General features: G+C 71.4%; 11 protein-coding genes. 6 read left to right on the top strand and 5 right to left on the bottom strand.

Annotated features, from left to right (window positions below; all coding sequences use genetic code 11):
• The first annotated feature begins 62 nt into the window (after positions 1-62).
• Genes LSF15_RS12610 through LSF15_RS12595 form a run of 4 tightly spaced genes read left to right on the top strand, consistent with a single transcriptional unit; the run spans position 63 to position 4,979 of the window.
• Positions 63-1,649, top strand: a complete 1,587-nt coding sequence (locus LSF15_RS12610) for a purine-cytosine permease family protein (RefSeq protein ID WP_232498896.1) — start codon at positions 63-65, stop codon at positions 1,647-1,649.
• A complete protein-coding gene (locus tag LSF15_RS12605) occupies positions 1,646-2,680 on the top strand; it encodes an agmatine deiminase family protein (RefSeq protein ID WP_232498895.1) in 1,035 nt (344 codons plus the stop codon). The genes LSF15_RS12610 and LSF15_RS12605 overlap by 4 nt, the downstream gene beginning before the upstream one ends.
• Complete coding sequence (locus tag LSF15_RS12600; protein ID WP_232498894.1) at positions 2,677-4,569, top strand: amidase; 1,893 nt, start codon at positions 2,677-2,679, stop codon at positions 4,567-4,569. The genes LSF15_RS12605 and LSF15_RS12600 overlap by 4 nt, the downstream gene beginning before the upstream one ends.
• 38 nt (positions 4,570-4,607) lie before the next feature.
• On the top strand, positions 4,608-4,979 hold the full coding sequence (locus LSF15_RS12595) for an HNH endonuclease (protein WP_232498893.1): 372 nt from the start codon (positions 4,608-4,610) through the stop codon (positions 4,977-4,979).
• Between the two features lie 45 nt (positions 4,980-5,024).
• Here LSF15_RS12595 and LSF15_RS12590 read toward each other — a convergent pair whose 3' ends face one another.
• A complete protein-coding gene (locus LSF15_RS12590; protein ID WP_232498892.1) occupies positions 5,025-5,783 on the bottom strand; it encodes a hypothetical protein in 759 nt (252 codons plus the stop codon).
• A 462-nt stretch (positions 5,784-6,245) separates the two neighbouring features.
• Positions 6,246-7,979, bottom strand: coding sequence for a molybdopterin-dependent oxidoreductase (locus LSF15_RS12585; protein WP_232498891.1), 1,734 nt, complete (start codon positions 7,977-7,979; stop codon positions 6,246-6,248).
• A gap of 95 nt (positions 7,980-8,074) precedes the next feature.
• On the opposite strand from LSF15_RS12585, the gene LSF15_RS12580 reads away from it, so the two are divergent.
• Positions 8,075-9,019: a quinone oxidoreductase family protein gene (locus LSF15_RS12580; protein ID WP_232498890.1), complete on the top strand. Its 945-nt coding sequence runs from the start codon at positions 8,075-8,077 to the stop codon at positions 9,017-9,019.
• Positions 9,020-9,100: 81 nt separating this feature from the next.
• On the opposite strand, the gene LSF15_RS12575 is transcribed toward LSF15_RS12580, so the two are convergent.
• Positions 9,101-9,793 (bottom strand): alpha/beta hydrolase family protein, encoded by a 693-nt coding sequence (locus LSF15_RS12575; RefSeq protein ID WP_232498889.1) that lies wholly within the window; start codon positions 9,791-9,793, stop codon positions 9,101-9,103.
• A gap of 82 nt (positions 9,794-9,875) precedes the next feature.
• Complete coding sequence (locus LSF15_RS12570; protein ID WP_232498888.1) at positions 9,876-11,024, bottom strand: DUF2207 domain-containing protein; 1,149 nt, start codon at positions 11,022-11,024, stop codon at positions 9,876-9,878.
• Between the two features lie 109 nt (positions 11,025-11,133).
• Here LSF15_RS12570 and LSF15_RS12565 point away from each other — a divergent pair, with 109 nt between their 5' ends.
• Complete coding sequence (locus LSF15_RS12565) at positions 11,134-11,355, top strand: hypothetical protein (RefSeq protein ID WP_232498887.1); 222 nt, start codon at positions 11,134-11,136, stop codon at positions 11,353-11,355.
• A 52-nt stretch (positions 11,356-11,407) separates the two neighbouring features.
• Here the strand turns inward: LSF15_RS12565 and LSF15_RS12560 are convergent, their stop codons facing one another.
• Positions 11,408-13,153 (bottom strand): aminotransferase class III-fold pyridoxal phosphate-dependent enzyme, encoded by a 1,746-nt coding sequence (locus LSF15_RS12560; protein ID WP_232498886.1) that lies wholly within the window; start codon positions 13,151-13,153, stop codon positions 11,408-11,410.
• Positions 13,154-13,358 lie beyond the last annotated feature (205 nt).

Here is a 13,358-nt window from a genome sequence, read left to right as displayed (position 1 = left end):
TTATTGATCGTGTGATCAATAGTAGATCGAGTCCCCCGATCGTGTCGAGAGAGTCCTCAACGATGAGCAACTACACGCACACCCCCGAGTCCGCCCCGCCGCCCGCCGACCGCGCCGAGAACGACACCCGCGCCGAGAACGACACCCGCGCCGAGTACGCCGACCGGGTCGGCCATGTCGAACGCCACGGCATCGACGTCATCCCCGCCGCCGAGCGGCACGGCCACCCGCGCGAGCTGTTCTGGGTATGGATGTCGGCCAACGTCATCTACCTCTACTTCGTGCTCGGCGGAGTGCTCATCCTGCTCGGCCTCTCGATCTGGGAGGCGCTCGCGATCACGGTCGTCGGCAACCTCTGGTGGGCGGCGGTCGGATGGCTCGCGGTGAGCGGTCCCGCATCGGGAACGCCGAGCGTGGCGATCATGCGGGCCATGTTCGGGGTGCGCGGCAACCGCGTCTTCGGCGGCGGGCTCGGCGTGGCCATCGGCCTCTTCTACGAGATCATCAACATCGCCGTGGCCACGCTCGCGGCGAACGCCCTGCTCGGAATGCTCGGAGTGCCCCTGCCGGCCGGCGCCGAATGGGGAGTGCTCGTGGTCGTCGCCGCACTCAGCTTCGTGCTATCGGTGTACGGCCACGCGACGATCCTCAAGCTCGCACCGTTCTTCTCGGCGGCGCTCGCCGTGGCCTTCGTCGTGCTTGCGGTCTTCGTGCTCGGCGCCGCCGACTTCACGTACACCCCGGCGCCCATGCCCGTCGGTGAGCACTGGGCCATGGTGCTGCTCGGCTACGCGATCGTCGCGGCCGGCCCGCTCTCGTGGGGCACGGGCGCCGATTACGCCCGATACCTGCCGGCCGCGACCGCGAAGCGCGCGGTCATCTGGTGGACGGCACTCGGCGGCTTCATCCCCGCCGTGCTCATCGGCGGGCTCGGCGTCGTGGCCGGCACGGCGATCGACATGACCGACCCGCAGCTCACGATCGGCGAGATCGTGCCGGCCTGGTTCACGCCGATCTTCCTCGCGATCGTCGTGCTCGGCAGCATCACGAACAACGTGCTCGTCGCGTACTCGACCGGCCTCTACGCGCAGGGCCTCGGGTTCCGGGTCTCGCGCGCGGTCACGGTGGTCGTCACGGGAGCCATCGCGACGGCGGCCGCGGGCTGGTTCGTCTACATCGCACCGAGCTTCCTCGACACGCTCAACGCATCACTCGAGCTGAGCGTCACCGTGCTCGGCCCGCTGGTGGCCGTCTACGCGGTCGACATCGTGCTTCGCCGCAACCGCTACGACGGCGTCGCCCTCAGCGACGAGCGGCGCACCAGCCCGTTCTGGTACTCGGGCGGGTGGTTCTGGCCGGGCACGATCGCGATGGTCGTCGCCACGTCGGTGGCCGTGCTGATGGCGAACACGACCCTCTACGTCGGGCCGATCGCGACCGCCCTCGGCGGTGCCGACCTCTCGGCGTTCGCCGGGCCCATCCTCGGCGGGGCGATCTATGCCGCGCTCTGGCTGACGACCTCGCCCTACCGCGACCCCGCGCGGCGCCCCGAATCGGCTGCGAACGCTGCGGCTGCGGCATCCGAAGGCCAAGATGAGACGGCGGATGTCGCGACATCCGGTTCCCGCACGACGGAGGTGACCGCATGAACTGGCGCATGCCCGCAGAGACGGCGCCGCACGAGCGCACGTGGATGGCGTTCCCGCGCGAGGGGATCACCCTCGGCGAGGAGCCCGCCGAGCGCGAGGAGGGCTACGCGACCTGGACCGCCGTGGCCCACGCCGTCGCCGAGTTCGAGCCGCTCACGATGGTCGTCGACCCGACCGAGCTGACCCGCGCCAGGCGCATGCTCTCGAGCGAGATCGAGATTCTCGAGGCGCCGCTCGACGAGTTCTGGATGCGCGACTTCGGCCCCACCTTCGTCGTCGACGACGAGCGGCCCGGCGTGCTCGGCGCCGTCGACTGGATCTTCAACGGCTGGGGCGCGCCCGAGTGGGCCGAATGGCGCAAATCGGCCGAGATCGCCCGCTTCGTCGCGGCGCAGGTCGGCGCCGAACTGGTCAGCTCGGTGCTCGTGAACGAGGGCGGCGGCATCCACGTCGACGGCGAGGGCACCGTGCTCGTCACCGACACCGTGCAGCTCGACCCGCGCCGCAACCCCTACGCCGACCGCGCGCGCGTCGAGGCCGAGCTCGCCCGCACGATCGGCACGAACCACACCGTGTGGTTACCGCGCGGACTCACCCGCGACTACGACGACTTCGGCACCAACGGGCACGTCGACATCGTCGCGACGATCCCGTCGCCCGGTCGCCTGCTGCTGCATCACCAGCCGAACCCCGAGCACCCCGACTTCGAGGTCACGCGCGAGCTGCGCGAGCTGCTCGCCGACACGACCGATGCCGCCGGACGCGCCTGGGACGTCATCGACCTGCCTGCGCCCGAAACCCTGCGCGATCACGAGGGGTTCGTCGACTGGAGCTACGTGAATCACCTGGTCGTCAACGACGGCGTGATCGCGTGCGGCTTCGGCGAAGAGCGAGCGGATGCCTCGGCGCGCGAGATCCTCGCTTCCGCGTACCCGGGGCGTCGTGTGGTGTCGGTCGATTCACGGCCGATCTTCGCCCGTGGCGGCGGCATCCACTGCATCACGCAGCAGCAGCCGGTGGTGGCGCGATGAGCGGGTTCGACGTGGTCGAAGCCTCGATCGCCGCGCTGCGCGCGGCGCTCGAGCGCGGGGACGTGACGGCGGTCGAGTTGCTCGACGCGTATCTCGCCCGCATCGAGGCCTACGACCGGCCGGGCACCGCGACCGCGCTCAACGCGCTCGTCGTGATGAACCCCGAGGCTCGGGCCGATGCTGCGGCATCCGATGCCCGCCGCGCCCGGGGAGAGACCCTCGGTCCGCTCGACGGAATCCCCTACACCGCCAAAGACAGTTACCTCGCTCGCGGGCTGACCGCGGCGGCCGGCAGCCCCGCCTTCGAGCATCTGGTCGCCCAGCGTGACGCGTTCACGATCGAGCGACTGCGGGCGGCCGGGGCCGTGCTCATCGGGCTCACGAACATGCCGCCGATGGCGAACGGCGGCATGCAGCGCGGCGTCTACGGCCGCGCCGAGAGTCCGTACAACGCCGAGTACCTCACGGCCGCATTCGGCTCGGGGTCCTCGAACGGTTCGGGCACCGCGACCGCGGCGTCGTTCGCCGCGTTCGGGCTCGGTGAGGAGACGTGGTCGTCGGGCCGCGCGCCCGCCTCGAACAATGCGCTCTGCGCGTACACCCCCTCGAGGGGTGTCATCTCGGTGCGCGGCAACTGGCCGCTCGTGCCCACCATGGATGTCGTCGTGCCGCACACCCGCAGCATGGCCGACCTGCTCGAGGTGCTCGACGTCATCGTCGCCGACGACGCCGAGACGCGAGGCGACTTCTGGCGCGTACAGCCGTGGGTCTCGATTCCGCAGGCCTCAGATGTGCGCCCGCCGTCGTACGTCGCGCTCCTCCCCGCTACCCCCACCCCCGGCTCCCCGACCCCCACCTCCGCCTCCCCGACCCCCACCCCCGCCTCCCCGCTCCCCACCCCTCCCACTCCGGGGGTGCTTTCGCGCCACATTGGGGCCGATTCGCCGGCGAAAGTGGCAGGAAAGCACCCCCTGAACGAATTGTCGGATGGCGCGGGCGGGCGCGCCGCGCTCGCGGGCAAGCGCATCGGAGTGCCGCGCATGTACATCAACCGCGATCGCGAGGCGGGCACCGCGTCGCCGGTCGGCACGGTCGGCATCGGCGGACCCACCGGGCAGCGCATCGAGACGCGCGACTCGGTGATCGACCTCTGGGAGGCCGCGCGCCGCGACCTCGTGGCGGCCGGGGCCGAGGTGGTCGAGGTCGACTTCCCCGTGGTGTCGAACTACGAGGGCGACCGGCCCGGAGCGCCGACGATTTCGACCCGCGGACTCGTAACCCCCGAGTACCTGCACCGCGAGATCATCGACCTCTCGGCGTGGGCGTGGGACGACTTCCTGCGCGCCAACAACGACCCGGCGCTCAACCGGCTCGCCCAGGTCGACGGCGCGACGATCTTCCCGCAACCCGAGGGTGCCCTGCCCGACCGTTACCTCAGCTTCGACGACGACATCGCCGAGTATCCGGGCTGGGTGCGCGAGCACCCGGGCACCACGCTCGTCGACATCCCCGAGCTCGAGGCTGGACTGCGCGGCCTCGAGGAGACCCGCCGGGTCGACCTCGAGCAATGGATGGACGACCTCGGCCTCGACGCCGTCGTCTTTCCCGCGGTCGCCGACGTCGGGCCCGCCGACATGGACGTGGACGAGGCATCCGCCGATCTCGGCTGGCGCAACGGCGTGTGGGTGGCGAACGGCAACCTGGTGCCACGGCACCTCGGCATCCCGACGGTCACGGTGCCGATGGGCACGATGACCGACATCGGCATGCCCGTCGGGCTCACCTTCGCCGGCCGTGCCTACGACGACACCGCCCTGCTCACGCTCGCCGCCGCGTTCGAGGCGACAGGCTCGCGCCGCACTTCGCCTCCGCGGACGCCGGCGTTGTGACCCGGCGCTGAGGTCGGCACGGGTTTACGCTGGGCGCCATGGCGGTCAGTCGAACCCGCGCTGCCGTGTACTCACGTCGGCGCAAGCGTCGCATGGCGCGTGTCACGCACGATCTCACCGACGAGCAGTGGGCCGCCCTCACCGCAGCATGGAATGGCTGCGCCTACTGCGGCGCCGCCGACCGGCCGCTGCAGCGGGACTGCGTGCTGCCGATCTCGCGCGGCGGCCGGTACACGCTCGAGAACGTGGTTCCCGCCTGCGGGTCGTGCAATGCGAGCAAGAGCAACGACGAGGTCACCTCGTGGGTTCGGCGCAAGAAGCTCGACGAGCGGGCCTTCCTGCTCCGGCACCGCGAGATCGCGCTCGAGCTCATCGCGCGGTTCGCAGAACCGGATGCCGCGACGCCGTGACGAGTGCGGCGCCGACCTGCTCGCTCGCGCCGAGGGAGCGTGGACCTACAACGGTTGGGAATCCGCGATCGCCTGCTCGAGGCGAGCGGGGCTGAACAACCGCAGCTTCGTCGCCGACTCGATCTGCACGGGGGCGCGGAGGATCTCGCGTGCGATCTCCTCGAGCCTCATCGCCTCCGCACCACCGCCCGCCACATCAGTCGTCACCAGCAACTCGAGCACGTCGTGATGGGCGAGACCGATGCCGCCGTCGAGGGCGTGCTCGTCGTCGATGGGGTTGCCGTCCCAATCGAGCAGCGGCCGGGGCTTCATCACCCGGATTTCGCCGGCCTCACGTCGCGCGAATGCCCGGATGATTTCGCTGCGACGAAGTTCGAGCCGCTCGCGAACCGGGAGATCCTCGAATTTCGGCCCGCGAGCGGCCCCGCCCATGACCTCGCCGGCGCCGCCCCCGCCGCTCCCGCCGCCGGCACCGCTCCCGCCGCTCCCGCCGCCGGCACCGCTCCCGCCGCCGGCACCGCCTTCGCCGCGCCCACCGCCGGCACCGCCTGCGCCGCGCCCACCGCCGGCATCGCTCCCACCGCCGGCACCGCCTGCGCCCCATCGCTCGGTCTCGTGGACACCTCCGCAATATCGACCTCGTGGCCGGTGTGTATCGGCGAAGTCAGCGACGGCGTCGCGAATGATCGCCTTCTTCGTCGTGTCGAGGTAGTAGGCCAAGTCATCCACGAGGCGACTCGTCGCCTCATCGACCTTGACGGTGCGCTGATACCCAGAGCGACGGCTCGGGATCGCGTGGTTCATCCCAGCCTCTCTTCCAGAGCCGCCGCCATCGTTCCCGCTCTCGTCCCGTTCTCTCGCCGCGTCTCAGCTCGACGCGTCGCAACGAGGTGGGCCTTTCACCAGGCGGTGCCCAAGTGCCCAAGTGCCCAAGTGCCCAGTGCCCAAGTGCCCAAGTGCCCAAGTGCCCAAGTGCCCAAGTGCCCAAGTGCCCAAGTGCCCGCGCCTCTGGAGAGATTCTCTCCGGTGTGCGCGAGGCTGAACCGGGTGCGGCGCGAACGTGCAATGGGTGGGCTTCCGACGCAGGTGTTGAGGACAAGTCCGCGCCGTGTCGGTCATCCATGCTCGGACGGCGTGATGCGAGGGATCTCGGATTCTCCGGCATTCCACCCGAAGCGCATCGGTCTCTCGTCGCTCGCTGGGCCAGGGCGATCAGACGGCGGCGAAGCAGAACCCGTAGGCCGGCCAGAACGGGCCGCGGGTCACTCAACTCACGTCGAAGGTGCGCTCGTGCAGGCCGGTCGCGCCGTCGGGCACGACGCCGACGCGCTCGGCGGTCTGCACCTCGCCGTCGGCGCTGATGGCGCGCACGCGAACGGTGTGGGTCCCCGACGTGGCATCCGCCCATTCGTAGTGCCACTGCACCCACGTGTCGTCGGAGATCGCCGTCGCCAGGGTCGCCTCCCGCCATTCGCCGGCGTCGAGCTGCACCTCGACGCCGGCGATGCCGACGTGCTGGTGCCACGCGACACCCGCGATCACCGCGTTGTCGGCGGCGACCGGCCGGCCCTGCCGAGGCACGTCGATGCGGGACTGCAGCTTGATCGGGCCGCGTTCGCTCCAGCCGCGATCGGTCCAGTAGGCGGATGCCGCGTCGAAACGGGTGACCTCGAGATCGACGACCCACTTCGTGGCCGACACGTACCCGTACAGTCCCGGCACGACCATGCGCACCGGGAAGCCGTGCTCGGCGGGGAGCGGCTCGCCGTTCATGCCGACGGCGAGGATCGCGTTGCGGTCGTCCTGCAAGACCGACAGCGGCGTCGACGCGGTGAAGCCGTCGACGCTGCGCGAGAGCACCATGTCGGCGTCGGCGGTCGGCGCGGCTCGCGCCAGCAGCTCGCGGATCGGGTAGCCCAGCCACACCGCGGTGCCGATGAGGTCGCCGCCGACCTCGTTCGACACGCACGCGAGGGTCGTGACGCTCTCATCGAGGGGGAGCGCGAGCAGTTCGTCCCAGGTGACGGTCAGGTCGCGCTCGACGAGGCCGTGGATGCGCAGGCTCCACGTCTCGGGGTCGACGGCCGGCACCGCGAGCGCGGTGTCGATGCGGTAGAACTCGGCGTTCGGCGTGACCACGGGCGTGAGGCCGTCGATGCCGAGCTCGGCAGAAGCGGGCACGGTCGCCCTCGTCGCCGCGCGGGGGAGGGTGATCGAGTCGCGGATCGCGGTGACGGCCCGGGTGCCCGCCTGCAGGGCGTAGCCGCCGAACGCGGCGAGGGCGCCGAGTGCCGCAGCGCCGCCGGCCCAGCCGAGAAAGCGCCGCCGGTCGACTTCCGCCGGTCGAGGAGTCCGCGCAGCGAGCGTGTCGAGATCAGTCGACGGAGCTTCGTGTCTCGAGACGCGTCCTCCTTCGTCGGGCGCTCCTCGACCGGCGGGGGAGTTGCCTTCTTGGCCGGGCGCTCCTCGACCGGCGGGGGAGATGCCTTCTTCGTCGGGCGCTCCTCGACCGGCGGGGGAGTTGCCTTCTTCGTCGGGCGCTCCTCGACCGGCGACGAGCAGGCGCCGCACGAGGAACTGCAACGCGAGCACGGCGCCGATCGCGGCGACGGCCGACGGCACGACAGCGAGCATCGTCGCATTCGCGCGGGTCGCGGCGGCCACCGCGCCGACCACGCCGATGAGTCCCACGAGCACCCGACCCCACGGTGGTCGCCGCGCCTCGAGCACCCCGGCGGCGCCGGCGACGGCCACGAGCACGAGCCCGATGCCGATGAGCAGTGCGGCCTTGTCGGCCGTGCCGAAGAGCGCGATCGCGGCATCCTTCGCCCACGACGGCGCGAGATCGATCAGCAGCGACCCGACGACCACGAACGGACTCGAGGCGGGCGCCACGATGGCGGCCGCGAGTTCGCCGAGCCCGGCTCCGAACGCGACCGATGCGACACCCGCGACGGCGGGCAGCAGCCAACCGCGTGAGGTGCCGCTCGTCTCGGGCATGCGCTCAGCGTACGACGACTGGCTGCGGGCGGGCTTCGAACTTCGCCGTGCGAAGCTGGGATGACGTGCCACTGACCCGACGAGAGAGGTTCGACATGCCCCACGCCATCGAGTACGACGCCTTCGGCGATCCCGAGGTCCTCGAATTCCGCGAGATCGAACGCGAGACCCCGGGCGCCGGCCAGGTGCTCGTCGAGGTGCGTGCCGTCGGTGTCAACCCGATCGACTGGAAGATCCGCTCGGGTCGCCGCGCATCGGGTGCGATCACCGCTCCGCGTCGCATCGGTTCGGATGCCGCGGGGGTCGTCATCGCCGTCGGCGACGGTGTCGGCGACTGGGTCATCGGCGACGAGGTCATCGTGTCCGGCGCCAAGGGCGCCTACGCGACCGAGGTGCTCGCCCCCGCCGCGAAGCTCGCCCGCAAGCCCGCAGCGCTCGGCTGGGAGACCGCGGCAGCGCTGCCCATCCCGGTCGCCACGGCGCACCAGGTGCTCACGTCGCTCGGGGTGAGCGAGGGCGACACGTTCCTGCTGCACGGCGGCTCGGGCGCCGTCGGCCAGGCGGCGATCCAACTCGCGCGCCGGCTCGGCGCGACGATCATCGCGACCGCGAGCGAGCCGAACCACGCCCGTGTGCGCGAGCTCGGCGCGATCCCGATCTCCTATGGTCCGGGCCTCGCCGACCGCGTACGTGCCGTTGCGCCGAACGGGGTCGACGTCGCACTCGACGGAGCCGGCACCGACGAGGCGATCGAGGTGTCGAAGCAGCTCGTCGCCGACCCCGATCGCATCGGCACGATCGTGCTCGGGGCGCGTGCCGCCGAGCTCGGCATCCGGGCATGGAGCGGCGGCAACCCGATCCCGCTCACGCCCGAGGAGCAGCAGTTGCGCATCGACGCCGTGCCGCTGGCCGCCGATCTGGCAGCGAACGGCGAGTTCGACGTCGAGATCGCCGCTCGCTACCCGCTCGCCGAGGCGGCCGATGCGCACCGGCAGAGCGAGGCCGGCGAATTGCGCGGCAAGATCATCCTCGTGCCCTGACGTTAGTCGAGTCGGTCGCGAAGCGACCGCATCGGGGCCCGTCGCGACCGGATCTCGATACGCGTCCTCCTCGGCCGGTCGCTACCCGACCGGCGAGTGCGCCCGCACGAACGCCGCCGTCGGCGCGGCGAGTGACGCGCCGATCTCTGCGGCCGACCGCTTCACGCCCTTGACCTCGAACGAGTGGCCGCCGCCCTCGAGCCACTGCACCACCGCGTTCGGACCGACGCGCCGCGCAACCTCGTCGAGCTGCTCGTTCGGGGTGGCGAAGGGGTCGTTGGTGCCCTGCAGGAACAGCATCGGCACCGCGATCGCGGGCAGGTGTTCGTCGCGCGGCTTGTCGGGCTTGCCGGGAGCATGCAGCGGGTACCCGAGGAACACCAGTCCCGCGGCCGGCATGCCCTCGGCGACGGCCATCGACGCCATGCGCCCGCCGAACGACTTGCCGGTCGCCCAGATCGGCTCGCCGGGGCTGCCGGCGTCGGCCGCGCGCGCGGTCGCGACATCCGTCACCGCTCGCCAGGCGGCGATCGCGGCCGGGGGGCGATCGGGGAATCGGCGCCCCGCCTCGCGATAGGCGAAGTTGAAGCGCAGCGTCGCGAATCCGTCGTCGTTCAGCGCGCGCGTGAAACCGGCGAGGAACGGATGCTCCATTCCCGCACCCGCCCCGTGTGCGACGACGATCGTGGTCGATGCGCCGACGGGCCGCGCGTAGACGCCCGAGACGGGGGAGCCGTCGACGTCGATCGTGATCGGTTCCTCGAGAGCACCCATGGGTCAATGCTGCCGCAACCGAGCGCGCGCCGTTCGCTGCGATCGACCGGACGACGCAACATGTCGGGAGGTCGGCGCGGTCCTACAGCCCGAATGCCTCGAAGAGGCCGCCGATGCCCTCGATGACCTCACCGGATCCGTCGACGAGATCACCGACCGAGGCGGTGAGCTCGAGTGCGCCGCCGGCCGCGTCGAGGGCGTCGGCAACACTCACCGTCACCGCGGCGAAGTCAGCATCATCTGTGCCGATGGCGGCGGCCTCGAGCCTCAGCTTCGTGATCCACTCGCGCTCGAGCCCGAAGAGCACCGCGTAGGGGAGCAGACGCTCGTGCAGGTGGAAGCGTGCGAGCGGCTCGGTGGGCGGGGGCCCCTCGGAGGGGTGGAGTGCGTCGGCCGAACCCGCCGCCGAGCCGGGGAGTGAGGAGCCCGTCGTCGCCGGCCCGCCATTGCCCTGACCGGCGGGGACGGCCGCGCCCGGGGCATCCGCTCGCAGTTCCGCGCCGCCCGGCGACTGCAGGGCCCGCAGCCGATCGGCCTCGGCGAGGGCGAGGTATCGGCGCAGTCCGGCGAGGTGCTCGCGCTTGGCCTGCGCGGGCGGCAGGTACTTGCGCCACCAGGGCGGCGTGACGAAGATGGTCGCGATCGTGCCGGCGAGCGCGATGAGGGTGATGATGAGCGCCGGCCACGCGTTGTTGAGCAGCGCGAACATGATCAGCAGCGCCTCGACGAGCATGCCGAGGTAGGCGAGCACCCGCAGTGCGCCGCCCGGCCAGCTGACGCGTCGTTCGCCGATCAGTCCGTCGCGGGCGAGCGCGTCTTCGGTGCCGAGCAGCAGGGTCTTCAGCCGGCCCGTGAGTGCGCGTCGATCGCTCGAGAATCGCCGCACCCGTGTGCTGGTGTGGTCGGCCCCGAAGAGCGCGTCGAGCAGCGACAGCTCTTCAGACGTGAACACGACGGCCGGTTCGACCTCGACGCCGATGGGGTCGCGCCGATCGCTGCCGGCGAGCAGTCGCACCTTGCGCTTCACCGCGAGATCGATGAGGGCAGCGGATGCCGCACGCCGGTCGGCCTCGACGAGCAGGGCATCGCGCAGCACGGTCGAGGTGCGCTCGGGCGCGTACTGCACCACTCGCGGAGTCACGTGCTGCGTCGCGACCCCGCGCGCGACGATGCCGAGCACGAGGATGAGGGCCGCGGGGGCGAGCCCGAAGACGATTGCTGCGGTGAGCACGCGCCCAGTCTAGGGATCGAGAGCCCGCCGGCGCCTCCCTGCCGGGCTTGCGTGAGACGCGCGGGACGCGCTGCCGAGGATGTCGGAGGCCGAGCGTACCGTGTGTGCCATGACGAAGCAGATGCAGCAGAACACGCCGGTTCCGGTGCTCGACGAGCCGTGCCCGCGGTGCGATTCCTCGTCCGTTCGCGCGATCGTCTTCGGCCCGCTCGACTTCGAGGTCGAGGCCACCGACCTCGAGGACGCGCTCACCCTCGATGAGGGCCCCATCTTCGACTGCCGCGAGTGCGGGTTCGAATGGGGCCTGGCCGTACGCGACCTGCTCGGCTGATCCCCCGGTGGTCGAGTAGCGAGCGCCGCCGACCGTATCGAGACCCCACTCTTCACCAGCCTTCGGTGAGCACCCGATCGAGCATCGCCACGAAGAAATCGGCACTGTCGCGCTCGATGACGAGCGGCGGTTTCGTCTTGAGCACGTTCTGGTGGTCGCCGGTTGGCTGCATGATGACGCCGAGTTCGAGCAGGCGGTCGCAGATCGCCCGGGTCTCGTCGGTGGCGGGCTCGAGGGTGTCGCGGTCGCGCACGAACTCCACGCCGAGGTAGAGCCCGAGACCGTGCACGGCCCCGATGAGCGCGTGCCGCGCGGCGAGCTCGTGCAGCCGTGACTTCAGGTATGCGCCGACCGCGGCGGCGTGCCGCTGCACGCCCTGGTCGCGGTACGCGTCGAGCACGGCGAGACCTGCGATGCTCGATGCCGGGCTTCCTCCGGTCGACGAGAAGAAGTACCCCTGCGTGCGGAATCGCGCGGCGATCTCGCGTGTCGTGATGACCGCGCCGAGCGGATACCCGTTGCCCATCGCCTTCGCGACCGCGACGATGTCGGGAACCACGCCCTGCTGCTCGAAGCCCCAGAACCACTCGCCGAGCCGGCCGTAGCCCGCCTGCACCTCGTCGGCGATGGCCAGGCCGCCCGTCTCGCGCACGGCGGCGTAGACCTCGGCGAGGTAGCCGGCGGGCAGCGGGATGCCCCCGGCGTTGCCGAAGAACGTCTCGGCGATGAACGCGGCCGGCGGCGAACCGGCGGCAGCCAGCTCGTGGATTCGATGCGCGGCCTCGGGCGCGTAGCGCGCGGCATCCGCCCCTCGATGCCGGCCGCGGAAGGCGTTCGGCGCGTCGACGACGTGCACCCAGTCGGGGCGGGACTCGAGGGCGCTCGGGTTGTCGGCGATCGAGGTGCTCACGGCATCGGAGCCGATGGTCCACCCGTGGTAGGCCTCGGCGACCGAGACGACGTCGCGCCGGCCGGTGGCCGCGAGCGCGACGCGAAGCGCGAGGTCGACCGCCTCGGAACCCGAGTTCACGAGGAACACGGTGTCGAGCGGGTCGGGCAGCAGCTCCGCCAGCCGTTCGGAGAACTCGACGACGGACCCGTAGTTGAAGCGGGAGTTCGTGTTGAGTCGACGCAGCTGCCGGGCGACGGCATCGGCGACGCCGAGGTGTCCGTGACCGAGCGGCGTGACGTTGTTGACCATGTCGAGGTACACGCGGCCCGACGTGTCGACGAGGTGTTCGCGCCAGCCGCGTTCGATCTGCGGCGGGGCGTCGTAGTAGTGCTCCTGCACCTCGGCGAACGTCGCATCGCGTCGCGCGATCAGGTCGGCGGCGTCGGCTGGTCGAGGAGCGCCCGGCGGCGCCGGACGCTTCTCGGGACCCGCGCCGGGACTCGCGCCGAGACCCAGCAGCTCCGCCGGATCCTCGGTCACCGCGAGCCATCCCGCCGCATACTCGGGGCGCACCAGGTGCGGTGCTTCGGCGTGGCCGAGCCGTACCCTGACTCGTGTGCGCGCCGGCATCACCCAGTCGCCGTCGGCGTCGCGCGTGGCGCCTTCCACGATGAGTCGCTCGGATGCTGGGCGCCGCTGCGCCTGCGAGTACCAGACGTCGATGCCGACGGGCACCGTCGCCGGCGACGACTGCGCGAGGGCACGGCTCGCGGTCAGCCGCGGAGTGCCACGTTCAATCCATGCGGCGCGCGCTCCCGCGTCGAGCGACTCGAGCGCGAGCCGCTCCTCGAGGACGTCGCCGTCGAGCCAGGCGCCTCCGTCGACCGCCTCGGCGAAGACCGACACGTCGAGCCGTACAGCGCCGGGCTGGGTTGAGGAGGGAGCGGAGCGACCGTCCAGGTCTCGAGACGCGTCGCCGCTTCGCGCCGGCGCTCCTCGACCCGCGGTTGGGTGGGTTGAGGAGGGAGCGGAGCGACCGTCCAGGTCTCGAGACGCGTCGCCGCTTCGCGCCGGCGCTCCTCGACCCGCGGTTGGGTGGGTTGAGGAGGGA

The organism is Agromyces humatus (genome assembly GCF_021228295.1).
In the GTDB taxonomy this organism is placed as follows: Bacteria; Actinomycetota; Actinomycetes; order Actinomycetales; family Microbacteriaceae; genus Agromyces; species Agromyces humatus.
The sequence above is the reverse complement of the archived record's forward strand: the minus strand, read 5'-3'. Positions and strand labels throughout refer to the sequence as shown.

What these genes read in the sequence shown, in the direction of transcription:
- LSF15_RS12580 (WP_232498890.1), top strand. Translation starts at nt 8,075, where the DNA reads ATGCCCCACGCCATCGAGTACGACGCCTTCGGCGATCCCGAGGTCCTC.
- LSF15_RS12595 (WP_232498893.1), top strand. Translation starts at nt 4,608, where the DNA reads ATGGCGGTCAGTCGAACCCGCGCTGCCGTGTACTCACGTCGGCGCAAG.
- LSF15_RS12585 (WP_232498891.1), bottom strand. Translation starts at nt 7,979, where the DNA reads ATGCCCGAGACGAGCGGCACCTCACGCGGTTGGCTGCTGCCCGCCGTC.
- LSF15_RS12590 (WP_232498892.1), bottom strand. Translation starts at nt 5,783, where the DNA reads ATGAACCACGCGATCCCGAGCCGTCGCTCTGGGTATCAGCGCACCGTC.
- LSF15_RS12565 (WP_232498887.1), top strand. Translation starts at nt 11,134, where the DNA reads ATGACGAAGCAGATGCAGCAGAACACGCCGGTTCCGGTGCTCGACGAG.
- LSF15_RS12605 (WP_232498895.1), top strand. Translation starts at nt 1,646, where the DNA reads ATGAACTGGCGCATGCCCGCAGAGACGGCGCCGCACGAGCGCACGTGG.
- LSF15_RS12600 (WP_232498894.1), top strand. Translation starts at nt 2,677, where the DNA reads ATGAGCGGGTTCGACGTGGTCGAAGCCTCGATCGCCGCGCTGCGCGCG.
- LSF15_RS12610 (WP_232498896.1), top strand. Translation starts at nt 63, where the DNA reads ATGAGCAACTACACGCACACCCCCGAGTCCGCCCCGCCGCCCGCCGAC.
- LSF15_RS12575 (WP_232498889.1), bottom strand. Translation starts at nt 9,793, where the DNA reads ATGGGTGCTCTCGAGGAACCGATCACGATCGACGTCGACGGCTCCCCC.